At 71.6% G+C, this 23,159-nt stretch carries 21 protein-coding genes, 1 tRNA gene and 1 pseudogene; 13 read left to right on the forward strand and 10 right to left on the reverse strand.

Annotation, left to right across the window (positions count from 1 at the left end; genetic code table 11):
- Positions 1–274: 274 nt before the first annotated feature.
- Together OXR63_RS13895 and OXR63_RS13900 are read right to left on the reverse strand one after the other, a co-directional pair.
- Positions 275–763, reverse strand: a pseudogene (locus OXR63_RS13895) (DUF6264 family protein); the annotation flags it as partial.
- Positions 738–1,610, reverse strand: a complete 873-nt coding sequence (locus OXR63_RS13900) for an HpcH/HpaI aldolase/citrate lyase family protein (RefSeq protein ID WP_267424198.1) — start codon at positions 1,608–1,610, stop codon at positions 738–740. The gene OXR63_RS13900 and the pseudogene OXR63_RS13895, both read right to left, overlap by 26 nt.
- Positions 1,611–1,724: 114 nt before the next feature.
- Between OXR63_RS13900 and OXR63_RS13905 the strand changes: the two genes are divergently transcribed.
- Both OXR63_RS13905 and OXR63_RS13910 read left to right on the forward strand, forming a co-directional pair.
- The gene (locus OXR63_RS13905; RefSeq protein ID WP_267424199.1) at positions 1,725–5,609 is read left to right on the forward strand and encodes an AAA family ATPase; all 3,885 of its coding nucleotides are present in this window, start codon (positions 1,725–1,727) and stop codon (positions 5,607–5,609) included.
- 373 nt (positions 5,610–5,982) lie between these two features.
- Positions 5,983–6,573: a CDP-alcohol phosphatidyltransferase family protein gene (locus tag OXR63_RS13910; RefSeq protein ID WP_267424201.1), complete on the forward strand. Its 591-nt coding sequence runs from the start codon at positions 5,983–5,985 to the stop codon at positions 6,571–6,573.
- Between the two features lie 106 nt (positions 6,574–6,679).
- On the opposite strand, the gene mscL is transcribed toward OXR63_RS13910, so the two are convergent.
- The 3 genes from mscL to OXR63_RS13925 form a co-directional block, all read right to left on the reverse strand.
- On the reverse strand, positions 6,680–7,180 hold the full coding sequence (gene mscL, locus OXR63_RS13915; protein ID WP_267424203.1) for a large conductance mechanosensitive channel protein MscL: 501 nt from the start codon (positions 7,178–7,180) through the stop codon (positions 6,680–6,682).
- 73 nt (positions 7,181–7,253) lie between these two features.
- Positions 7,254–7,604, reverse strand: a complete 351-nt coding sequence (locus tag OXR63_RS13920) for an FmdB family zinc ribbon protein (RefSeq protein WP_267424205.1) — start codon at positions 7,602–7,604, stop codon at positions 7,254–7,256.
- A gap of 2 nt (positions 7,605–7,606) precedes the next feature.
- Positions 7,607–8,191: a 5-formyltetrahydrofolate cyclo-ligase gene (locus OXR63_RS13925; protein ID WP_267424206.1), complete on the reverse strand. Its 585-nt coding sequence runs from the start codon at positions 8,189–8,191 to the stop codon at positions 7,607–7,609.
- 198 nt (positions 8,192–8,389) lie between these two features.
- Here OXR63_RS13925 and galU point away from each other — a divergent pair, with 198 nt between their 5' ends.
- From galU to OXR63_RS13955, 6 genes are all read left to right on the forward strand, one after another.
- Positions 8,390–9,280 carry a UTP--glucose-1-phosphate uridylyltransferase GalU gene (gene galU, locus OXR63_RS13930; protein ID WP_194663325.1) on the forward strand — a complete coding sequence of 297 codons (891 nt, stop codon included), beginning with the start codon at positions 8,390–8,392 and terminating at the stop codon, positions 9,278–9,280.
- A gap of 88 nt (positions 9,281–9,368) precedes the next feature.
- The gene (locus tag OXR63_RS13935; RefSeq protein WP_267424210.1) at positions 9,369–10,031 is read left to right on the forward strand and encodes a GNAT family N-acetyltransferase; all 663 of its coding nucleotides are present in this window, start codon (positions 9,369–9,371) and stop codon (positions 10,029–10,031) included.
- 127 nt (positions 10,032–10,158) lie between these two features.
- Complete coding sequence (locus OXR63_RS13940; RefSeq protein ID WP_267424212.1) at positions 10,159–11,226, forward strand: hypothetical protein; 1,068 nt, start codon at positions 10,159–10,161, stop codon at positions 11,224–11,226.
- Between the two features lie 73 nt (positions 11,227–11,299).
- Positions 11,300–11,375, forward strand: a tRNA-Ala gene (locus OXR63_RS13945).
- Positions 11,376–11,533: 158 nt separating this feature from the next.
- Positions 11,534–11,980: a VOC family protein gene (locus OXR63_RS13950; RefSeq protein ID WP_267424214.1), complete on the forward strand. Its 447-nt coding sequence runs from the start codon at positions 11,534–11,536 to the stop codon at positions 11,978–11,980.
- Between the two features lie 53 nt (positions 11,981–12,033).
- Positions 12,034–13,107, forward strand: a complete 1,074-nt coding sequence (locus OXR63_RS13955) for an amidase domain-containing protein (protein WP_267424216.1) — start codon at positions 12,034–12,036, stop codon at positions 13,105–13,107.
- An 18-nt stretch (positions 13,108–13,125) separates the two neighbouring features.
- On the opposite strand, the gene OXR63_RS13960 is transcribed toward OXR63_RS13955, so the two are convergent.
- The 4 genes from OXR63_RS13960 to OXR63_RS13975 all read right to left on the reverse strand — a co-directional run bounded on the left by OXR63_RS13960 (position 13,126) and on the right by OXR63_RS13975 (position 18,486).
- A complete protein-coding gene (locus OXR63_RS13960) occupies positions 13,126–14,355 on the reverse strand; it encodes a hypothetical protein (RefSeq protein ID WP_267424217.1) in 1,230 nt (409 codons plus the stop codon).
- A 139-nt stretch (positions 14,356–14,494) separates the two neighbouring features.
- Entirely contained in the window at positions 14,495–16,351 is a 1,857-nt protein-coding gene (locus OXR63_RS13965) for a glycoside hydrolase family 2 protein (RefSeq protein ID WP_267424219.1), read from the reverse strand.
- An 85-nt stretch (positions 16,352–16,436) separates the two neighbouring features.
- Positions 16,437–16,892, reverse strand: a complete 456-nt coding sequence (locus OXR63_RS13970; RefSeq protein ID WP_267424221.1) for a MaoC/PaaZ C-terminal domain-containing protein — start codon at positions 16,890–16,892, stop codon at positions 16,437–16,439.
- Positions 16,893–16,896: 4 nt separating this feature from the next.
- Positions 16,897–18,486, reverse strand: coding sequence for a CHAD domain-containing protein (locus tag OXR63_RS13975; RefSeq protein ID WP_267424223.1), 1,590 nt, complete (start codon positions 18,484–18,486; stop codon positions 16,897–16,899).
- A gap of 129 nt (positions 18,487–18,615) precedes the next feature.
- On the opposite strand from OXR63_RS13975, the gene OXR63_RS13980 reads away from it, so the two are divergent.
- On the forward strand, positions 18,616–19,899 hold the full coding sequence (locus OXR63_RS13980) for a maltokinase N-terminal cap-like domain-containing protein (protein ID WP_267424225.1): 1,284 nt from the start codon (positions 18,616–18,618) through the stop codon (positions 19,897–19,899).
- Positions 19,900–20,108: 209 nt separating this feature from the next.
- Here the strand turns inward: OXR63_RS13980 and OXR63_RS13985 are convergent, their stop codons facing one another.
- Positions 20,109–20,480, reverse strand: coding sequence for a DUF1844 domain-containing protein (locus tag OXR63_RS13985; protein WP_194663307.1), 372 nt, complete (start codon positions 20,478–20,480; stop codon positions 20,109–20,111).
- Between the two features lie 274 nt (positions 20,481–20,754).
- Here OXR63_RS13985 and infC point away from each other — a divergent pair, with 274 nt between their 5' ends.
- The 4 genes from infC to OXR63_RS14005 all read left to right on the forward strand — a co-directional run bounded on the left by infC (position 20,755) and on the right by OXR63_RS14005 (position 23,100).
- The gene (infC, locus tag OXR63_RS13990; RefSeq protein ID WP_267424227.1) at positions 20,755–21,450 is read left to right on the forward strand and encodes a translation initiation factor IF-3; all 696 of its coding nucleotides are present in this window, start codon (positions 20,755–20,757) and stop codon (positions 21,448–21,450) included.
- 66 nt (positions 21,451–21,516) lie between these two features.
- Positions 21,517–21,711, forward strand: a complete 195-nt coding sequence (rpmI, locus tag OXR63_RS13995) for a 50S ribosomal protein L35 (protein ID WP_071273122.1) — start codon at positions 21,517–21,519, stop codon at positions 21,709–21,711.
- 29 nt (positions 21,712–21,740) lie between these two features.
- Positions 21,741–22,127 (forward strand): 50S ribosomal protein L20, encoded by a 387-nt coding sequence (gene rplT, locus OXR63_RS14000; protein WP_071273119.1) that lies wholly within the window; start codon positions 21,741–21,743, stop codon positions 22,125–22,127.
- A gap of 130 nt (positions 22,128–22,257) precedes the next feature.
- A complete protein-coding gene (locus tag OXR63_RS14005) occupies positions 22,258–23,100 on the forward strand; it encodes a TrmH family RNA methyltransferase (RefSeq protein ID WP_267424234.1) in 843 nt (280 codons plus the stop codon).
- The last annotated feature ends 59 nt before the right edge of the window (positions 23,101–23,159 follow it).

A 23,159-nucleotide genomic window follows, 5' to 3' on the forward strand; every position in this document is an offset into this window, starting at 1 on the left:
TCGTCGATGTCGTACGACATCGACGATGTCGCCCGGCGCGCGGTGCGTGGCCCGCACCCACCGGCCTGGAGGCTCGTGGCGGCCCGGCACCGAGCCTCCCGTCCGGTGGGTGGCCGGGTCCAGGGCCCGCAGCCTGCGTCCGCATCGTGCGACGTGGCACGTGTCGTTCGACGTGCGTCGTGTCGGACCGTGCGTCGCGTGGTGCGACATCGTCGAGGTCGTACGACAGCGACGGTGTCGTTCCGAGTCGGAGTGGGGAACCGGCGCGACCCGCTCAGGCGACGCTGCTGCTCGACCCCGTGGCGGCGCCGGCGCCGTCGTCGGACGCGGCCACGAACACGACCCCGCCGACCGTGATGCACACGATCGCCAGCACGAAGCCGACCGCGGCGATCCACCACGACGTCCGCCGCCGGACCCACGCGCCGATCGCCAGCACGACCGTGGCGACGCCGATCACGAACGCTCCACCGACCGCGATCGCCGCACCGCCGAACCAGCCACCTGGCGTGCATCCGGCAGCCGCGTCGCACGATGCCGTGGCCGAGGCGATCGCGACGACCGCCACGATCGCCGTGACGACCGTCAGCACCGCCCCGAACACCAGGAGCAGCACGGTGGAGATCCGGTCGGCGAGCTTGCCGGGCGGGAAGAGCGTCGAGCCGCCGCGCGCCCAGGCCTCGGCTGCCGGATCGGGACGGTGTGCGGGGTCGGGTGCTGACCAGGTCATCAGTTCCTCAGCGTGCTTCGACGCCGAAGGCCTCGGCGAGTCGTTGGATCTTCTGGGCGCGTCCGAGTCGGGGCAGGTCGGAGCCGTCGCGGATGACGCGGCCGCGGGCCTCGAAGTCGTCGAGGAAGTCCTGCGCCCAGGCCACGTCGGTCGGCGTGGGGGAGATGACCTCGTTGATGACGGGCAGCTGCTCGGTGTCCAGGCAGAGCTTGCCGGTGAGGCCGAGCGAGACCGCCACCTGCGACTGCTCGCGGAGGATCGGGTGCGACGAGCCCACCGTGGGGCCGTCGATCGGGCCGGGCAGGTCGCCGACGCGGGACGCGACCACGAGCCGGGACCGCGGGTACGCCATCGCCAGGGTGTCGGCCGAGGTGCCGGTGTCGCGCCGGTAGTCACCGCTGCCGAACGCCAGACGGAACGCGCCCTGTGCCCTGGCGATCGAGACCGACTCCTCGATGCCCAGGGCGGACTCGACGAGGGCGATCACGGGGGTGTGCCCGCCGAGCCGGTGCCACGTGTCGGTGACCTGCGCCGGGCTCTCGGTCTTCGCGAGCATCACGCCCTGCAGCCCGGGCAGGCCGCGGAGCTCCTCGACGTCGTCCTCCCAGAAGTCGGTCGTGACGTCGTTGATCCGCACCCAGGCGTCACCGCCGCCGGTGAGCCACTCGGCCACGGTGGACCGGGCCGCGGGCTTCGCGGCGGGGTCGACGGCGTCCTCGATGTCGAGGATCACCTGGTCGGCGCGGGACCGGACGGCACCGTCGAAGCGCTCGGACGCGGTGCCGGAGACGAGCAGCCACGAGCGCGAGATCTCGGCGGGGACCGATCGACGCCGGGACGGAGCGGTGGTGGGCGGGGCGGGTCGGTCGTCGATGGCCATGCCACGTTGGTACCACAGACGGCGCCGCCGGAACCTGTCCACGACCCCGCCGATCTTGCCGAAACCACGGTTCATTGCCGGAGTGGTGCCGCGGTTCCGCTTACAGTGGGCGTTGTGTGGCGTGCGGACAGGGTGACCGACGGCGAGGACGACGTGAACGACGTCCCCGCCACGGGTTCCGACGCGCCCGGGGGCCAGGCGCACGACGACCACCGCGACGATCAGGACGACACGACGAGCACTCCGGACGCCACCACCGGCGCAGACACCGAGCACGACGGCGACGACCTGGGCCGGTCCCTCCAGCCCGAACTCCAGGTGACGAGCCCGCACGCGATCTCCCTCGGCGACCCGAGGCTCACCGCGACGAACGCCGCAGAGCCCGTCTGGGACGCCTGGCGCGAGCAGCTCGCGGGCGTCGGCGGCGCCAGCCCCCTCGTGCACTTCGCGGACCACCCCCGCGCCAGGATCGAGCTCTCGACGACCCACCCCGGCGGTCTCGCGCAGTTCATCACCGGCAAGACCACCCTGCTCTCGAGCCTGATCCGCGACGAAGTCGCCCTCCGCGCGGCCCGCATCGCCGCCGGGCACGTCGAAGCCAAGGGCACCGAGCTCGCCACCGTCCGCGGCATCGACGCCGTGAACCTCGGCATCGGCATGGCCGACTGGAAGCACGGCGACGAGCAGTTCCGCGGCCCGGTGCTCCTGCGTCCGCTGGCCATCCGCCGCCACGGCCGCGACTTCGAGGTCCGCCTGCTCGGCGAACCCGTGCTGAACCCGGCGCTCGCCGACGCACTCCGCGAGCAGTACGGCGTGACGCTCGACGCCCAGTCCTTCGTCGCGCTCGCGCAGCAGGACGGCTCCTTCACCCCGAACCCCGTGATCGACCGCCTCCGTGGACTCACGGCGCACATCCCCGGCTTCTCCGTCCACGCCCGCCTCGTCGTGTCGACGTTCGCCGAGGTCGCGGTCGGCCTGGTCGAGGACACGAAGGACCTGTCCCACCCGGTGCTCGACGCCCTCGCCGGCAACCCGAGCGCCAAGTGGCAGGTCGAGCAGTCGTACCACCCGGTCGAGCAGACCCCGTCGGACGAGCGCAGCCCCGACACCGACACGCTCCTGCTCGACGCCGACGACGAGCAGGAGAACGTGATCGCGCAGATCACGGCCGGCAACTCGATCGTCGTGAAGACCCTGCCCGGCACCGGCGGCACGCAGACGATCGTGAACGCGCTCGGCGGTCTCGTCGCCGCGAACAAGCGCGTCCTCGTCGTCAGCCCGCGCCGTGCCACCCTGCGCGGGATCGCCGCCCGCTTCGGCGAGGTCCAGCTGCCCGGCGTCGCGGTCACCCCCGCGACCCTCCGCCGTGACGTGGTCCGCGCGATCGCCCGCAACGAGAAGGCGACCCGGCCGAACCTCCGCGAGGTCGACGACGCCCTCGTCCGGCTCCGCAAGGTCCTCACAGACTACCGCGGCGCACTGTCCCGCACCGACGCCGACTTCGGCGTCAGCGTGCTCGACTGCCTCGTCGAGCTGTCTCGGCTCTCGCTCCTGCCTGTGCCGCCGTCGACGACCGCCCGGCTCTCGAAGCAGTCCGTCAGCGCCATGGTCACCGGCCGGTCCCGCGTCGCCGAGACGATGGTCAGCGCCGCGAACCTCGGTGAGTTCCGCTACGGCCCGGACGACTCGCCCTGGTACGGCGCGAAGTTCTCCTCGAGCGACGGCGCCCAGCGTGCGCACCGGATCGCCAAGGAACTGCACGGCGGGTCCCTGCCGACGCTGCTCCAGCGCGCGCACGAGCTCATCGCGACGACGCGGATGCGCCAGTTCACGACGATCAACGAGCTCGGCATCTACCTCCGCCTGCTCACCGAGATCCGCGACACGCTCGACCGCTTCCTGCCCGTCGTGTTCGACCGCTCCGTGTCCGAGCTCGTCGCCGCCACCGCGCCGCGCGGTGAGGGTGCCCCGATGTCGAGCACCAACCGTCGTCGCCTCAAGAAGCTCGCGCGCGAGTACGTCCGACCGGGCGTCCACGTGTCCGACCTGCACGAGGCGCTGACCCGCGTGCAGCAGCAGCGCGTCCTGTGGCAGCGCTACGTCGCCGCCGGTGTTGCCCCCGAGGTGCCCACGGGCATCGCCGACGTGCAGGTGCTCTACTCGAACGTCACCGAGGACCTCGCGCGCCTCGACGAGCCGCTCGGCCGCAGCAGCCGTGACGAGCAGCTCGCCAACGTGCCCGTCGACCAGCTCCTGCCGTACATCGGCACGCTCGCCGAGGAGTCCGACGTCCTGCACAACCTGCAGGAGCGCACGGAGCTCATGCAGACCCTGCGCGACCTGCAGCTCGAACCCCTCATCACCGACCTCGCGAACCGCCACGTGCCGGACACCCAGGTGCCCGCCGAGCTCGAGCTCGCGTGGTGGCAGTCGGCGCTGGAGACCATGCTCGAGTCCGACCGGGCACTGCTCGGCGCGAACACCGACATGCTCGACCGGGTCGAGGCCGACTTCCGCCTGGTCGACGACGCGCACGCAGCCGGCGTCTCGCAGGGCCTCGCATGGCAGCTCGCCGAGAACTGGAAGGTCGGCCTCGTCGACTGGCCGGAGGAGGCGGCAGCGCTGAAGTCCCAGCTCAAGGACGGCGCGATCACCTCGCGGCTCCTGCAGGACTCCGCCCCGCACCTGTCCCGGTCGATCGCCCCGGTGTGGCTGGCTTCGCCGTACGAGGTCCCGCAGATCGCCGACACGATGCCGTTCGACACGGTCATCCTGGTCGACGCCGGCGCCGTGACCATCGCCGAGACGGTCGACGCCGTCCGCCGCGCCCGCCAGACCGTCGTCTTCGGTGACCCGGTCACGCAGACGCCCTCGCCGTTCCGCATCGCCGTGGACCCCGCGCACCGCGCACTCCAGGTGGACGAGGACACGCTCGACGCCCTGCACGCCGACTCCGCGCTCGCGAAGCTCTCGACGCTCCTGCCCACCCTGTCGCTCACGCGGTCGTACCGCGCCGGCGGCGAGGACCTGGCCGAGCTCGTCAACCGTCGCTTCTACGGCGGCCGGATCGAGTCGCTGCCATGGGCCGGCTCGTTCCTCGGGCACGGGTCCATCGCCCTCGACTACGTCAGCGAGGGCAAGGCCGTGCCGGACCCCGAGTCCGGCGCCGTGGAGAGCGTCGACGCCGAGGTGGACCGCGTGGTCCGGCTCGTCATCGACCACGCCCGCACCCGTCCGACCGAGTCGCTCATGGTCATCACCGCGTCGGCGAAGCACGCCGTGCGCGTCGAGCAGGCCGTGCTCACCGCGGCGCAGGGCCACAAGGACCTGACCGAGTTCGTCATCGGCGACCGCGCCGAACCGTTCATCGTCGCCACGCTCGAGCAGTCCGTCGCCCAGAGCCGCGACCGCGTCGTGTTCTCCATCGGGTACGGCCGCACCCCGCATGGCCGGGTCCTCCGTGACTTCGGCCCGCTCGGCAAGCCGGGCGGCGTGCGCCTGCTCGCGGTCGCCATGACCCGCGCCCGCCGCTCGATGGTCATCGTCACGTGCTTCCAGCCGTCCGACATCGAGGCCGAGCGCATGGGCCACGGCACCGTCGCCCTCGCCGAGATCCTGGCCGAGGTCCGTGCCCGCACCACCGCCGAGTACGTGCCGGACGACTCCGACCCGCTGCTCGTCGACCTGGCACGGCGGCTCGAGATGCGCGGCATCCCCGTCGCACTCGGCCACCGCGGCAAGCTCGGCCTGGTCGCCGCGCACGGCGGGGTCTGCGTCACGATCGAGACCGACGCGTCGCTGGTCAAGGGCTCGCTGCGCGAGTCGCTGCGGCTCCGGCCCGAGGTGCTCCGTCGACTCGGTTGGCACTACGTGCGCGTGCATGCGTTCCAGCTGTTCTCCGACCCGGACCGGGTGGCGAACACCGTCGCGGCCGTGCTCGGTGTCGACCGCGGTGCGACGCAGGAGATCTCCATCCCCCCGATCCCTGCACGCCGATGAGCAGGCGGGCCTCCCGGCCCACCGGTCCGGTCACGCCGGACACGGACCATCTGGTCGGGTCGTGGACGCGAGCCGACGACGCGACGGTGGTCGAGCCTCCAGCCCGTCCTGTGGTCACCACTGACCAGCCTGGGCCCACGCCGCCGGTTCCGGACCGACGCGCCAGCGGCGGGGCGGCCGTGCCGGTGGGGAGAGGCCCGGCTCGGCCGAGCAGACGCGTCACCACCCAGCCGGTGCCGGGTTTCGACCCGGCTCCCGCGCCGGAGCCGGAGCGGCACGCCTCGGGCGAGAACGACGCCCGCCTGCTCGGGGACCGGCCTCCACATTGGTGATGGGTACGCTGGAGATCTCAGAACCCGATCGAAAGCACCCGATGACCGACGCCGCACAGCGGACCCGCCCCGACTGGCAGACCTGGCCGAACCTCATCACGCTCGTGCGGTTCCTGCTCATCCCGGTCTTCGTGACCCTGGTCGTCCAGGACCACCCCGGGTGGGCGCTCGTCTCGCTGGTGGTGCTCGGTGTCTCGGACTGGGCTGACGGCTTCATCGCGCGGAAGTTCAACCAGACGTCCAAGCTCGGCAAGGCACTCGACCCCGTCGCGGACCGCCTGGCGATCATCGCGATCGTGCTGTCGCTCGTGCTCGTCGGGCTGCTGCCGTGGATCGTCGTCGTCGTCATCGTGGTCGTCGACGCCGTGCTCGCCCTGCTGTCGAGCGTGTGGTTCAACGGCGACCCCGACCTCGACGTCTCCTGGACGGGCAAGGTCCGGTCGGCGCTGCTCTTCGTGGGGCTGCCGGTGCTGCTGTTCTCGTCGACGTCGTGGGCGTCGGAGCACTCGTGGATCCGGGTCACCGCGCTCGTCTTCGTGTGGCTCGGCACCGCCGGGCACGTCGTCGCCGGCACCCAGTACGTGATGGCCCTCGTGGCGAAGCGCCGGCGCGAGCGCGCGGTCGCCGCCTAGGGCGCTGCCGGATCGACTTCCGCGTTCGCTGATCCCTGCGAACCACGAAACGGACACCGCACCGCGTTGAAGCGTGGTGCGGTGTCCGTTCTGCGGTGCGGGAGCGCTACAGCTTCGTGGAGCCGCCGATGCCGGGGCCCTGGGGCGCGGTGCTCGGGGCGACGTGGGCGCCCGAGCCCGTGTTCACCGGCTCCCCGTTCTGCGTGCGGAGCAGGTCGCGGATCTCCATCAGCACCTCGACGTCGGTCGGTGGAACGTCCTGCGGGGTCTGCTCGACGTCGTTCTTGACGCGTTCGAACGCGACCTTCTTGAGGTGGTTCACCGGAACGACGAGCGCGAAGTACACGACCGCGGCGACGATGAGGAAGTTGATCACGGCGCCGATGACCGCGCCGAAGAGGATCGACGCGTGCCCGCCGGACACCGTCGGGATCTTCCAGACGAGTGCCTCGTCCAGGCTCGACGCGTTGAACACCGCACCGATCAGCGGGTTGATCAGGGCCTTGACGATGGTGGTGACGATCGCGGTGAACGCGGCACCGATCACCACGGCGACGGCCAGGTCGATCACGTTTCCGCGGAGCAGGAACTCCTTGAAGCCCTTCATGCGGGACTCCTTCCGGGTCGAGGACGGCCGCCGGTCAGCGACACCTCAACCTATCGGCGCGGAGGAGACCCGGTCAGGACGCGGACGAGCCGGAGGACGACGAGCCGGACGACGACGACCCCGACGAGGAGGAACCGGAGGACGACGAGCCGGACGAGGACGCGGGCTTCGCTGCAGCGGGCTTGGCGTCGGACGACCCCGACGACGACCCCGATCCGGACGACCCCGACCCCTCGCCCTTCGGCGTCGGTCGCGAGTCGGTCCGGTAGAAGCCGCCGCCGTTGAACGTCACACCGACGGGGGAGAACACCTTGCGGAGCACACCGCCGCACGTGGGGCACTCGGTGAGCGTGGCGTCGGAGAAGGACTGCTTGATGTCGAACGCGGTGCCGCACTCGGTGCAGCGGTACGAGTAGGTGGGCACGTCTAACTCCGGAACGTGATGATGCGTGACGGCGTGATGATGCCGTCGACGGGTTCGTCGTGGGGCTCGCGCGGGACCTCGTCGAGGTACTCCGCGTCGAAGATCACAGCATAGACGGGCGGCCGGTTCGCCATGGACCCGAGGGTCTTGTCGTAGTAGCCGCGGCCCCATCCCATCCGGACGCCGTCGTGCCCGACCGCAGCGGCCGGGGCGAGGATCGCGTCGACGTCGTTGATCGCGAGCGGGGAGAGCACCTCGCCGACGACCTCCGGCATGCCGAACAGGCCCTCGGTCTCGGAGGACCCGTCGCCGACCGCCCAGTCGAGCAGGCCGTCCTCGCGGGTGACGGGGAGGAGTACCCGGATGCCGTGCTCGAACGCCCAGTTCAGGAACGGTCGGACGTTCGGTTCGTCGGACGCCGACAGGTACAGCGCGACGGAGTGCACCTGCCGCTCCTCGGCGAACCGCTGCAGGGTCGCGGTGAGTGCGGCGGTGTCGGTGTCCCGCTCCGTGGTGGTCCTGGTGCGTCGCCGCTGCCGGAGCTCGGCCCGCAGCGCGCGCTTCTCGTTGCCGAGATCGGGGATCATGCGCAGGAGTCTAACGACCGCGGGCAGACCGCCCCGCGGCGCAGACCGCCCCGCAGCGGCCCGCGACCGCCCCGCGGCGGCCCGCGACCGCCCCGCGACCGCGCCGCAGTGCGGGAACCCGCCAGACCTCCGCGCAAAGCCCGTGTCCTCCGTTCCGGCGACATGACCCCGCAACCCCCATCGGATACGGTCATCGACATGGGCTTCCAGATTTCCAAGGCGGTGATCCCAGCTGCAGGGCTGGGCACTCGCTTCCTCCCCGCGACCAAGGCGATGCCGAAGGAGATGCTCCCCGTCGTCGACAAGCCAGCCATCCAGTACGTGGTGGAAGAGGCAGTCGACGCCGGTCTCACCGACGTGCTGATGATCACCGGGCGCAACAAGAACGCGCTCGAGAACCACTTCGACCACGTGTCGGAGCTCGAGGAGACCCTCCGCAAGAAGGGCGACCACGAGAAGCTCCAGAAGGTCAACCAGTCGACGGACCTCGCCGACATGCACTACGTCCGACAGGGCGACCCGCTCGGCCTCGGCCACGCGGTGCTCCGCGCCAAGATGCACGTCGGTCGCGAACCCTTCGCCGTCCTCCTCGGCGACGACATCATCGACGCCCGTGACCCGCTGCTCAAGCGCATGATCGAGGTCCAGGGCCAGAAGAACGCCACCGTCGTGGCCCTGCTCGAGGTCCCGGAGTCGCAGACCCACCTCTACGGCATCGCCACGGTCGAGCCGACCGACACCGACGACGTCGTGAAGATCACCGGCCTCGTCGAGAAGCCGGCACAGGGCGAGGCGCCCTCGAACCTGGCCATCATCGGCCGCTACGTCATCCGCCCCGAGGTCTTCGACGTCCTCGAGAAGCAGGAGCCCGGCAAGGGCGGCGAGATCCAGCTCACCGACGCGCTCATGAAGATGGCGAGCGCCGAGGAGTGGACCGGCGGCGTGTACGGCGTCGTGTTCCGTGGACGCCGGTACGACACGGGTGACAAACTCGACTACATCAAGGCGATCGTGCAGCTCGCCTCGGACCGCGCGGACCTCGGCCCCGACCTCAAGTCGTGGCTCAAGGAGTTCAACGCGGGCGAATGAGTCGACCCATCCCGTGCGGGCCCGGTGCACCCGGACCCGCACGGGACACCCGTCCCGGTGACCGCCGGGGCACCGGAGGAACCGCCCGATGACGACCATCCCGACCCTGTCCCACGGACGGGTCACCATCCGCCCCCTCCGGCTCCGCGACTCGCGTGACCTCGACGTGGCCCTCGCGACGAACCGCTCCTGGCTGAGCACCTGGGAGGCGACCAACCCGTCCGGGCACGTCTCCACCGACGTCCGCGGCAGCATCCGCGCGCTCCAGGCCAACGCCCGTGCGGGACTCGGACTGCCCTTCGCGATGGAGCTCGACGGCCGCTTCGTCGGTCAGCTCAACGTGTCCGGCGTCAGCTACGGCTCGCTCGCCAGTGCGTCGATCGGCTACTGGGTGGTCGAGGGGGCAGCCGGCCACAACGTCACGCCCATCGCTGTCGCCCTGGCCACCGACCACTGCTTCCGCAACGTCGGCATCCACCGTCTCGAGATCTGCATCCGTCCGGAGAACGCCCCGTCGCTCCGCGTCGTCGAGAAGCTCGGGTTCCGGTACGAGGGGCTCCGCCGCCGCTACATCCACATCAACGGGGACTGGCGCGACCACTTCTGCTTCGCCCTCGTCGCGGAGGAGGTCCGCGAGGGCGTCCTGGAGCGCTGGGTCGGCGGCCGCGTCCCGCCGGGTGTCGGCAGCGTCCCGCTCGCGGCCCGCGACGAGGCTGCCGCTCCGATCGACACGGGGCGCCGCTTCCACTGACGTCCGCCCCGTGGTGCGTGGGTCCGGCCGGGAGGCTCGTCCCGCCTCCCGTGGATCTGCTCGCGACTCGCGCAACACACGTCCCCCAATCACGGATGCGGTGAACGGCCACCCCTAGCCTTCCCCCATGGGATTCGGGTCATGGGGCGGCGGCATCGTCCTGCTGGTCGCGGCGGTGCTGTGGCTCGTGTACCTGATGCCGTCGTGGGCCGCCCGGCGTGAGTACCTCGCCACGGAGCGGAACGCCATCCGACTGCAGCAGACCCTCCGCATCCTCGCGCAGACCGCCGAGCTGCCGGACGAGGTCCGCATCGAGATGAACGCGAAGTCCCTCGCCGAGGCGCAGAAGGTCGCGAAGTCCGAAGAAGCCAAGCGGTCCGCGATCGTCCGCGCGCACGAGGCCGCACGTCAGCGTGAGATCACCCGTCGACTGGCCGAACAGGCCCCTGCGCTCGAGAAGGCGTCCTCCGTGCCAGCACTCACCGCCATGCGCATGCGTCGCTCCCGACTCGGCGCGACCCTGCTCGGCACCCTCGGGCTCGTCGTGGCGCTCGTCGTCCTCGTCGCGGCCCCCTCCGCCTGGCTCGTCGCCGTTGCGGGCATCGTCGCCGCCGGTGGGTCCGCCGCCGTCCTCGCCCAGCTGCACCAGGTGGCCCAGGCGCGGAAGACCCGTGCCGCGGCGTCCGCGCCGGACGCCACCCGAGCCTCCAGGCCGGCCAGTGCGTGGACGGACCCGGCGCCGCCGCTGCGTTCCGAGACCGTCGCCGAGCCGTCCGAGACCGACCGGAGCTGGACGCCGGCACGTGTGCCGAAGCCCCTGTACGTGGAGAAGCCCGCTGCTCCCGCCGCGGCGCCGGAGTCGTCGGCCGAGCTCGCCGCCCGGTTGAAGGAGCGCGTCGCCGCAGCCAAGGCCGAGGCGGACGCCGAGGCTGCCGCGATCCGGGCCGGGCAGACGGACCCGTCGCTCGCGACCGTGTCGCGGATGCGGCCCGACGTCGACGAGGCGGCGACTGCGCTCTCCGCCCACGACCAGGGCACGCTCGCGGAGCGGCTCGGGCTGCGGGCCACGCCGGACCCCACCGCACCCGTCGCCCCGACGCCGCCGAGCAAGTGGGCGGGCATGGGCGTCATCGGGGACGACGCCTACGAACAGGCCGACCTCGACGCGATCATGCGGCGCCGTCGCGCGGTCTGACGGACGGCACGCCCGAGGGCCGCGGACCGATTTCGGTTCCGCTCCGCGACGGTGCTAGTGTGGTCGAGCACTTGGGGCTATGGCGCAGTTGGTAGCGCGTCTCGTTCGCAATGAGAAGGTCAGGGGTTCGAATCCCCTTAGCTCCACCACGTGACAGAACGGCCCGGAACCCCACGGTTCCGGGCCGTTCTGCTGTCCGGCGGTCATGCTGTGTGGTGACGTCACATCGTTGCGCGGGTACTCCCGCCGTGCCACGATGACGCTGAGCACCGGGCAGTGTCGCCCGGGCGGACAGAGGAGTCCCGCCATGACCTCGCACCTGAGCCCCTACCTGGGCTTCCGCGACGACGCCCGCCAGGCGATGGAGTTCTACCAGTCGGTGTTCGGCGGTGAACTGAGCCTCGGGACCTTCGGCGAGATGCACGCTTCCGACGACCCGGCCGAGGTCGACAAGATCATGCACGGACAGCTGGTGACGCCGAACGGGTTCCTCCTCATGGGGTCCGACACCCCGAGCGGCATGGAGCGTTCGTCGACGAGCAACATCTCCCTGTCGGTGTCCGGGGACGACGCCGAGGACCTCCGCCGGTTCTTCGCCGCGCTGTCGGAGGGCGGCACGGTCATCGAGCCGCTGACCGTCGCACCGTGGGGAGACGAGTTCGGCATGCTGACCGACCGGTTCGGCGTGACCTGGCTCGTGAACGTCACCGGAGCCGGGGCCGCTTCCTCGCCCGAGGCAGACGTCCACGCCTGACCGTCCGCGCGTCCCGTCGTGTGTCGGAGGGCGTCCCGTACGATGACGGGGTCATGACTTCCTCGTTCACGCGTCGTTCGCTCCTGTCCCTCGTGGGCGCCGCAGGCGTCGGCCTCGTCGCCGCGGCCTGCTCGTCGGACGCCCCGAAGGGCTCCGGCGCGTCCTCGGCCGCGGCCGGTGGATCACGTGCGGCGGGGCGGGCGTCCGGTGCTGCTTCGGCTCCGGCTGCGGGCTCCGGCTCGGACAAGGCGACCGCGAAGGCCCTCACGCCCGCGCAGGTCCCGCTCACCGGCGGCGTCACGGTCACGGTGACCGGTGCCGGGCTCGCCGCGGTCCGTGGTGTGACCGTCGGCGGTGTCCCCGCCCGCGACGTCAAGGCCACCGCCACGAAGGTGACCTTCACCGCACCGCACCAGGCGATGTACACGGCCGGGGACGCCGACGTCGCGCTCTTCGCCGACGCGATCGCCCCGGTGGCCTCGGCGAACCAGAGCTCGGACGGCAACGGCAGCGCGGCGAACGACGGGCAGAGCGGCGCGACCCAGAGCGACGCGGCGACGACCACGCCGGCAGCACCACCGACACCGGACGCGTCAGCCGCCCTGGCGACGACGACGCTCGCGTACGCCACGCTCACCGCGGTCGACCGCCAGCTCGAGTACGCGATGCGGCACTGGAAGGACTACAACCTCGCCGAGTACGGCACCATGAACCCGATCGGCGGCGACTGCGCGAACTACGTCAACCAGACGCTCGTCGCCCGCGGCTGGAAGCAGCGCGCCGACTGGTACAACCGCTCCGGTGGTGCCGCGCACTCGGCCACGTGGACCTACTGCCCGACGATGGACCCGTGGCTCGACGCCAACGCGGCGACGTTCGGCCTCACTCGGCGCTCCCTCGACGAGCGGGACAAGGTCAAGGTCGGGGACATCGTCTTCTTCGACTGGAACCACAACGACTCACCGGACCACACCACCATCGTGTCCGAGGTCTTCACCGAGCCCGACGGCACCATCCGCATCAAGTCGGCCAGCCACAACCAGGACGGCCCCTACCGTGACCTCGACGAGATGATCACGGTGCAGCACCCGGGCGGCACCGCCTGGTTCCACACGTTCGACGCCTAGCGCTCAGTGCGGGACCCTTCAGGGGAACCCGAGGAACCAGAGCAGCACGACGGCCACGGGCTGCAGACCCACCCCGACGAGCAGCCACGTCGCCGCGCGCCGCCGTGTCCGGACGAACACGTCCGACCCGAGGACCGGCGCCATCGGCATGAGCAACCGCGGCAGGCTCTGCTGCGGCAGGAACACCGCGACGATGTAGAGCGCGTACGCGGCCGTGAACCCCACGACCTCCGGCCCGAGGGCACGGACGTCCCGGCGCCGGAAGAACCACAGCGCCCCGAGCAGCACCGCCACGACGAGCACGATGCCGATCGGCCCGAGCCACCGTCCCGCCATCAGGAACCACGGTGTCAGGGGCGTGAAGTGGGGCCGCCCGACGAACCCCACCCACCACGAGAGCTCCGTCGCCAGGTAGGCGTCCGGTCGACCCGTCACCGCCCCGGCGACCAGCGGCCACGCGAGTCCCGCGGCGGCGACGACGAGCCCCGACACGACGATCGCCACCCGCTCGCGCCAGGGGAAGTCCCCGGCCTCCCGACCGGCACGCACCCAGGCGACCCACCGCACGACCAGGTGCACCGCGAGGGCGACCGCGAGCGCGAGCACCCCGGGTTTCGTGAACGCCGCGACCGTCCCGAGGACCGCGACGAGCCAGTACCGTCGGCGGACCAGGGCGAGCAGCCCGCCGAACAACAGCAGCAGGACGGTGCTCTCCGCGTAGGCGACCTGCAGCAGGAACCCCATCGGCCCGAACGCGAACAGCGCCGTCGCCCAGCGTGCACGGTGCGAGCACCCGATGGCGAGCACCAGGCGGTACAGCAGCACGCACGCACCGGCTCCCGCGATGGTCGCGACGACGACGCCGGCGGTCCAGAACGACGCACCGGTCAGCGCCGTCACCGCGCGCACGAGGGCCGGGAACACCGGCAGGAACGCCCACGGGTTCGGCAGCACGTGGCCGTCGCCGTCCGTCGGCAGCGTCCGCGGGTACCCGTGCTCGGCGATGGTCCGGTAGAAGGACGCGTCCCAGGAGCCGGAGAAGGTGGCGAAGGACGGGTCGCGCCGGTACGACGCGAAGTCCCAGCCGTTCGCCGTCGCGACCACGAACATCGTCACCAGCAGCGCCGTGCTGACGATTCGGGAGCCGAGCCAGATGAGGAGCGGCGCGGTCCACCCGCTGTGTCGTCCCGTCAGCAGTGTCCGCAGGAGCGGCCGGGAGGACCGGGTCGTCTCCGCCACGCTCGTCACCCGCACGATCCTCGCAGACCAGGGCCGCTGTCCGGTGCGCGTCCACCACCAGCGGACACCGAGGCGTCGATGGAGCAGCAGCGGTCGGGTCCGTCTGCCGGACCCGACCGTTCCTGCTCGCTGGGGGCGGGCCTCCTGGCTAGTGCCCGGTGACCGCGCGCCGGATCTGCTCGATCGGGACCTTCGGGGTGCGGTCGGCGTTCAGCAGGCCGTTGGTCTCCTGCATCGTGTCCGTGAGCTGCGTGTAGCAGGACCCGGCGAGGAACGAGCTGGCGCGGATCGCGTCGTAGAGCGCGGTGATGCGGGTGATCCAGTCGTCGCCGTCGGTGGCCGAGGTGTAGCCCCAGGCGTCCTCGCGCTTCGACCCGGGCTGGTAGTTGACGCCCCCGAACTCGGTCAGCATGACCGGCTGGCCGAGGTCCTCGGCGCCGCCGACGAGCACGCGCCGGTCGGCCGGGCCCATGCCGTGGAACAGCTCGGTGCGCGCGGCGTCGTCGGCGTAGGTGGCCGCGAGTCGGGTGCCGTCGCCCTCGTAGTCGTGGACGGTGATGATGTCGGAGTCGGGGTGCTCCCACCCGTCGTTGGAGATGACCGGACGGGTGGGGTCGATCGCTCGTGTCACGTCGGCGAGTGACCGGGCGTAGGCCTGCTGCGCCGGGACCGTGGCGATGTGCTGCACGCCCCAGCTCTCGTTCGCGGGGACCCAGGTGACGATCGAGGGGTGCGAGGCGTCGCGCTCGACGGCGTCCATCCACTCCCGCATCAGCCGCTGGACCGCTCGCGGGGAGAACTCGTAGGCGCCGGGAGCCTCGCCCCAGACGAGCAGCCCGAGGCGGTCCGCCCAGTACAGGAACCGCGGGTCCTCGATCTTCTGGTGGTTCCGGGCTGCGTTGAAGCCGAGCTCCTTGATGAGCTCGACCTCGCGGCGCAGGGCCTGCCGCGACGGTGCGGCGAGGTGGGAGTCGGGCCAGTAGCCCTGGTTGAGGACGCTGCGGACGTCGTGGCTGCGCCCGTTGAGCAGGAACGCGCCGCCGTCGATCCCGACCGTGCGGACGCCGAAGTACGACGCCACGGTGTCGGTCGGCTCGCCGGTGCTCGAGAGCAGGGCGACGGTGGCGTCGACAAGTCGCGGGTGCTCCGGCGACCAGTGCAGTTCGTCCTCGGCCTGCCCGTTCGCCTGACGGGTGAGGGGCACGAGGACGTCGAACTCGGTGGCCGTGTCGCCGACGGTGGACTCGATCGTCGCGAGGTGCTCGTCGTGCTCGTCCCAGCGGGCCTCGACGCGCAGCCGTTCCCGGCCGGCCCGGACCCCGGCGAAGCGGACCGTGAGCCGGAGCGTGGCGTGGTCGACGTTCGTCCAGCGGAGGTACGCGATGGACGCGGTCGGGACGGCCTCGAGCCAGACGGTCTGCCAGATCCCGGTGGTGCGGCGGTACCAGATGGTGTGCGGGTCCTCGTGCCAGTCCTGCTTGCCGCGCGGCTGCGTCAGGTCGTGCGGGTCGTCCTCGGCGCGGACGACCAGGGTGTGCTCGGCGTCGGGGTCCGTGCCGAGGGCGTCGGTGACGTCGAACGCGAACGGCGTGTGACCGCCCTCGTGCTCGCCCATGAACTGACCGTCGATCCAGACCCGGGCGCGGTGGTCGACCGCGCCGAAGTGCAGCACGAGCCGGGGTGCGGCGTCGCCGAGGCCGGCGGCGTCGAGGTCGGCGCGGGTGATCGTCCGCGAGTACCAGACGACGGGGTGGAAGCCGGGCTCGTCGATGCCGGAGGCGACGGACTCGGGCGGGAACGGCACGGTGATGTCCCGAGCGTCGGGGAAGCCCGATCGCCAGGCGGTGTCGTCGCCGTCGTTCCGGAACGACCACGTCCCGTCGAGGTCGGCCCAGTGCTCGCGGAGCATCTGGGGCCGAGGGTACGAGCCGTCCTGCTGGGTGGCGAGGGGGAGGCCTGCTGATGCGCTGGTGGATGCGGCGACGGTGCCGTCGAGCGTGCTCATGCACCCATGCTGACGCATCGGTACATCGTTGTAAACGGTCCGCGAGTCCTGACGGGCACCTGGCCGCACGCGGATCGGCTCCGCGTCAGGCGATCGCGGCGGCGCGGGTCAGCACCATGACGTCCATGCGCCCCTGCTGGACGACCTCGTCGTGCTGGTTCCGGAGCGTGACCAGGCGTTCGACGATGCCGGTCGTGCCCGAGCTGGTCAGACGCGTCGACAGGATCTCGACCTGACAGGTGACGGTGTCGCCGATGAAGACCGGGGCCGTGAAGCGCCACTGGTCGATCCCGAGCAACGCGACCGCGGAGCCCTCGAACACGCCGGTCCTGGCGATGAGCCCCACGCAGAGCGAGGCGCCGAGCATCCCGTGCACGATCCGCTGGCCGTACCGGGTGCGGGCGGCGAACTCCACGTCCGTGTGCACCTGGTTGTTGTCGTTCGTCCACGAGGCGAACGACACCACGTCGGCCTCGGTGATCGTGCGACCAGGGGTCGTGAAGGTCTGTCCGGCGGCGAGGTCCTCGAGGTAGTGCGGCACACCCTCATCCTCGCAGAGCGGCACCGAGCCGGGCGAGCAGTCGGCGACCCTCGGCGACCTGCCGCTCGACCACCAGGCGTTCGGTCGTCGCCAGCACCCCGATCCCGAACGCCCCGGACTCGGACGCCGCACGCGCATCCCCCGTCGCTGCCCGGCGGTGTGCCTCGGCAGCGTGGGCGGCGTCGAGCGCGTCCCCGAGCGTGTCCTGCACCCGCCGCAACCGCCCGAGGCGCCGCTTCCCGAGGTCCGCCGTGTCACCCGCCGCCTGCAGCGCGTACCGCAGGCGGCGCGCTCCCTTCCGCTGTCCGTGCAGCACCTCGAGGTCCTGGTCGCCGGCACCCGAGCCGGCCAAGGGGTCCTCGAGCAGCGCCAGGACCCGCCGTCGCTCCCGCCGGATGCGCTTCGTCACGAACGTGGCGGCGGTGTCGGTGGCGTGCGGCCCCGGGGGAGCGGTCTCGACCAGGTCGTCCAGTGCGTCGAGCGTCTGGAACCACACGGCGGAGCCCATGACCCGCCAGAGCTCGGCCGCCGTCGTCCTGCGGTGGTCCTCGAACCGTGCGCCGAGTCGGTCGAGCGTGCGGGCGTCGACGTAGCCCGCCGGTGCCCGCGACGCCGAGCGGAGCAGTCGGTCGAGGAGCACCTCGGCGTCCCGCGCTGCTCCGGCCACGCCGCCGACCTCGGCCAGCCGACCGCGGAGCTGCTCGGTGGCGTCCCGGTCGAGCGCCCCGCGGAACACCGCCAGCACGCTGCGGAGTCGGCGCAGCACCTTCCGCAGCTCGTGGACGGCCTCCCGTTCGTCCGCCCGCACCCGTGGGTCGATCGTGACGAGCTCAGCGCGGAGGCCCGCCACGACCTCGCGCACGAACGCCGCCGCCGTGCCCCGTCGGGGTCGTCGGCTCGTGTCGACCGCCGGACGACGGACCGGCGCCAGTCGCGGGACGGGGTCGTTCGGTCCGCGACCGGGGTCCTCGGCCGCGTCGAGGAGCGCTCGCTCGACCGCTCGGGAGACGGAGCCCGGGTCCCCGTCGTCCGTCAGCGCCCACCACCGTGCGCTGCGGAGGAGTGCCGTGTCCGGGTCGCCCTCGTCCACGCGCACGTCGGCGACCTCGGCGCGGACCCGGCCGTCCTTGCCGCGCAGGACCACGAGCGTGGTCGAGGTGTCCCGGACCCGGACGACCTGCAGGGGCTGTCCGCGTAGGAACACCTCGACGGCGTCCCGCGGCGGACCCGGTTGCCCAGCACCGTCCAGCGGCAGCGGCAGCGGCACCGGCCCGTCCCCGCGGTCGATCGACCACGCACCGGCTACCCCGTCCCCGTCCGCACCGCCGCCCGCACCCGGACCCGCGCCGACGCCCGGACCCGCACCATCGCCCGCGGGACCCTCCGCCCGAAGAAGCTCGACGCCCGCGAACGCCAGGGTCCGTCCCGCCGTGTCCCACAGGGTCTCGCGGGCCGTGAGCGGTGGCGTCCGCTCGACGGCATGGGCGTAGGGCTCGAGCGCCGGGAGCCGTCGGTCGTCCGGGATGCGCCAGGACCGGCGCGGCTCGGCGAGTGCTCCGGCGGTGGTGTCGCTGGGTGCGTTCGGGGTGTCCATGGCGACAGTGTCGTCCGGCGCGGCTCGGTCGGCACCGGGGGAGACGCAGCCTGTGGAGAGAGGAGCACGGGGCACGCGTTGTGGAGGACCTGTGACGGCCGGTGCCGCCGTCGCGTAGCGTCCTGAGGCATGACCGACGTCGCACAGTGGATGGCTCAGCAGCGCTGGTACGCGGCGAAGGGTGGTGTCCCCGACCTCCGCACGATCGCCGAGATCGACGAGACCACCGACGAAGCACAGGTGACGACACGCTTCGTCATCGACGACGCCGCCACCGGAGCGGTGCTCTACCAGGTGCCCGTCACCGAGCACAGCGCACCTGTCCCCGAGCTCGAGCCCGCCCGGATCGACCCGGAGGGCACGCAGTACGACGGCCCCCACGACCCGGCCTACGCACGCTGGCTCCTCGGGCGCATCGACGCCGGTGAGGAGTCCCTGCGACCGATCGGCCGCGTCACGAGCGCCCGCGTGCTGCGCGGAGAACAGTCCAACACCTCGATCATCTGCGAGACCGAAGACAACGGCACCGTCATCGTCAAGGTGTTCCGCGTGCTGCACCACGGCGACAACCCGGACGTCACGACCCAGCAGGCCCTCTCGGCGGCCGGTTCCGCCCGGGTCCCGCGGGTCTTCGGCGCGCTGCACGGCGAGTGGCCGGACACCGGCCGCGATGACGGCATGGCGAGCGGGCACCTCGCGTTCGCCCAGGAGTTCCTGCCCGGCCTCGACGACGCCTGGCGCGTCGCGCTCGACGACGCCCGCCGTGGCGACTCGTTCGCGGACGGAGCCGACCGGCTCGGTGCCGCGCTCGCCGAGATCCATGTGACCCTCGCGGGCGTGATGCCGACCGTGCCCGCCAGCCCGGACCGCGTCGCCACGGCCATCGAGACCATGCGCAGCCGACTCGACACCGCTGCCGCCGAGGTCCCCGCGATCGCCGAGCACGCCGACGCCGTCCGCGCCGTCTACGAACGCGCAGCAGCGGTCGAGTGGCCGGCGCTCCAGCGCATCCACGGCGACCTGCACCTCGGCCAGGTGCTCTCGGCACCGGAGCCCCGCGGCTGGGTCTTCCTCGACTTCGAGGGCGAGCCCCTCCGCCCGCTCGACGAGCGCTCGCTGCCCGACGTGCCCCTGCGTGACGTCGCCGGCATGCTCCGGTCCTTCGACTACGTCGCCGGCGCACTCGCGCACGACGACGACCCGGTGGACGCGGCCGACTGGGCCCGCGAGGCCCGCGCCGCCTTCCTCGACGGCTACCAGCGCGGGATCGGCGCCGACCTCAGCGCGCACCACGCGGTCCTCGACGCGTTCGAGGTCGACAAGGCCGTCTACGAAGTGGTCTACGAAGCGCGCAACCGGCCGACCTGGGTCGGCATCCCCGTGGCAGCGGTGGAGCGCCTGGTCGCGTCCTGAGGGCCCTGGTCGCGACCACCTGACGGACGGGAGGCCCGGTGCCAGCTGGCACCGGGCCTCCCGTCCGTCCCGTGCGCACGTTCCGACCCATCGCGCGTGCGTCAGACAGCGGAAACGCGCGTAGCGGGTCCGATCTTCCGACCCTGTACGCGCGTTTCGACCTCCGACGCGCGATCGCACCCACGGGTCGGGCGTGCGCATCGCCCCCGTCAGTTGACGGGACCGGTGTACTTCTCCCCGGGGCCGGCGCCCGGTGCGTCGGGGATGGCGGACGCCTCGCGGAACGCGAGCTGCACCGAGCGCAGGCCGTCGCGCAGCGGACGGGCGTGGTGGTCGCCGATCTCGGTCGCCGCCGCGGTGACCAGGCCGGCCAGGGCGGTGATGAGCTTGCGCGCCTCGTCCAGGTCGGTCTGCTGCTGCGGGTCGTCGGCGAGCCCGACCTTCACGGCTGCGGCGCTGAGCAGGTGCACGGCCACGGTGTTGATGAGCTCGACCGCGGGGACCTCTGCGATGTCGCGAGCGGCGTCGATGTCGTCGATGGAGGCCTCGGTGGCGAGGTCGTTGGGCGGGGTGTCGGTCACGGTGCTCCTCTGCTAGACTCTCCGCGGCAGATGCTGTCCGCGTGCCCGGTGTGTTCTCGAACGAACCGGACCTGCAGACCGCATCACGAAGAGGAGTCACTCCCACCCGCGGCCACGAACCACCAGGCTACCGGGTCACCACCGCTCCACCGGAGTCCATGCAGTCACTGCACGGGCACCGGCAGTCCGGATCACTGATCCGGAGTCGGGCGGCTGCCGAACGGGTCGTGTACCCGTGCGTCAGATCTCCTCTCTCGTGCCGTCGTCCAGGCGAATGCCCCGGACGGCCACCACCAGATTGAAGGAGCTCCGCATCACCGATCCCCGTACCAACGACCGCATCCGCGTCCCCGAAGTCCGTCTCGTCGGACCCCAGGGCGAGCAGGTCGGCGTTGTCCCCATCGCCGTTGCACTGCGCCTGGCGCAGGAAGCCGAGCTGGATCTGGTCGAGGTCGCGCCGAACTCGAAGCCGCCCGTGGCCAAGATCATGGACTACGGCAAGTTCAAGTACGAAGCCGCTCAGAAGGCCAAGGAAGCCCGCCGCAACCAGGTCAACACCGACCTGAAAGAGGTCCGCTTCCGCCTGAAGATCGACGTGCACGACTACGAGACGAAGCGCAAGCGCGCCGAGGGCTTCCTCCTCGGTGGCGACAAGGTGAAGGCGATGATCCTCTTCCGTGGCCGCGAGCAGTCGCGGCCGGAGCAGGGTGTCCGACTGCTGCACAAGTTCGCCGAGGAGATCGCCGAGTTCGGCGTCGTCGAGTCGCGGCCCACGCAGGACGGCCGCAACATGACGATGATCATCGCGCCCCTCAAGAACAAGTCCGACGTCAAGGGCGAGCAGAACGCCAAGCGTGCAGCCGAGAAGGCCGAGCGCCGCGCGACGGAGCACGCCACGAAGACCAAGTCGGACGACGAAGCCCCGGCTCCGTCGCAGGAGACGGCCCAGGCCGAGTCCACGACTGAATAGGTCCCCCCCCCCAGACCGACCCCGCAACGACGCGGTCCCCCATCCATCCCACGGAAAGGCACCACCATGCCCAAGCAGAAGACCCACTCCGGGTCGAAGAAGCGCTTCAAGGTCACCGGTACCGGCAAGATCATGAAGCAGCAGGCCGGTATGCGTCACAACCTCGAGGTCAAGTCCTCCAAGCGCAAGGCGCGCCTGAACGAGGACCAGGTCCTCTCGAAGGCCGACGCCAAGAACGTCAAGAAGCTCCTCGGCCACTGAGCCGTCCCGGATCGTAAAGGAACAGACCAATGGCAAGAGTCAAGAGAGCGGTCAACGCCGCCAAGAAGCGCCGCGTCATCCTCGAACGCGCCGAGGGCTACCGCGGCCAGCGTTCGCGCCTGTACCGCAAGGCCAAGGAGCAGGTCACCCACTCCCTCGTCTACGCGTACCGTGACCGTCACGCGAAGAAGGGCGAGTTCCGTCGCCTCTGGATCCAGCGCATCAACGCTGCCTCCCGTGCGAACGGCCTGACCTACAACCGCCTCATCCAGGGCCTCGCCCTGGCCGGCATCGAGGTCGACCGTCGCATCCTCGCGGACCTCGCCGTGAACAACCCGGACACCTTCGCCGCGCTCGTCGAGTCGGCCAAGAAGGCCCTCCCGGCCGACACCTCGGCTCCCAAGGCCGCAGCGTAGTCAGCAGCACTGCGTCAGCAGCACTGCATCAGCAGCTCCCGTGCCCGTGAGGGCCGACGACGCCCCCGTTCCGTCCGCGGAACGGGGGCGTCGTGCATTTGGCGGACCGGGTGCCTGCGAGACTGTGTCCGTGACTGATCTCCTGGAGAACCCCCGTGCCGGACGCGTCAAGGCCGTCGCCGCGCTGACGAAGAAGGACGTGCGCGCCGAGACGGGGCTGTTCCTGCTGGAGGGCCCCCAGGCCGTCCGCGAGGCCCTCGAGTACCGGCCGGAGCTCCTCCGCGAGCTCTACGTGACGCCGACCGCCGCCGAGCGCTACGGCCTCGCCGGCACGCAGGTCGACACCTGGTTCGTGACGGAGCAGGTCCTCGACGCGATGGCCGACACGGTCACGCCGCAGGGCGTCGTCGCGGTCTGCGAGCAGTTCCCGACGTCGGTGCGGCAGGTCTTCCCCGACCGCGCCAGCCAGGAGGCCCCCGACGCGTCCGCCTCGGAGGGTGGGCTCCCGGGACTGGTCGCGATCCTCGAGGAGGTCCGCGACCCGGGCAACGCCGGCACGATCATCCGCGCCGCCGACTCGGCCGGCGCCGACGCGGTGGTCCTGACCGGGCGCAGCGTCGACCCGTACAACCCCAAGGTCGTCCGGTCGACCACGGGTTCGCTGTTCCACGTCCCGGTGTCGGTCGGCGTCGGACTGGCGGACACGATCGAGCGCGCGAAGTCACTCGGGTACACGGTGCTCGCGGCGGACGTGTCCGGTGACGACCTGCCCGACGTCCGCGCTGAGGGCCTGCTCGACGGCCCGACCGTGTGGGTCTTCGGGAACGAGGCCCGCGGGCTCACGTCCGAGGACCTCGCGATGGTCGACCGTGCGGTGAAGGTGCCGATCTACGGCCGCGCGGAGTCGATGAACCTGGCGACCGCAGCCTCGGTGTGCCTCTACGAGTCGGCTTTCGCGCAGCGGTCCGTCTGACTCCTCCCCAGGTGGCGCTTGCCCGGTCGCCTTCCACAGTCCGTTCGGTACAGAACGGC

The sequence above is a fragment of the Curtobacterium sp. GC_Cur_3 genome, assembly GCF_026544205.1.
GTDB lineage: Bacteria > Actinomycetota > Actinomycetes > Actinomycetales > Microbacteriaceae > Curtobacterium.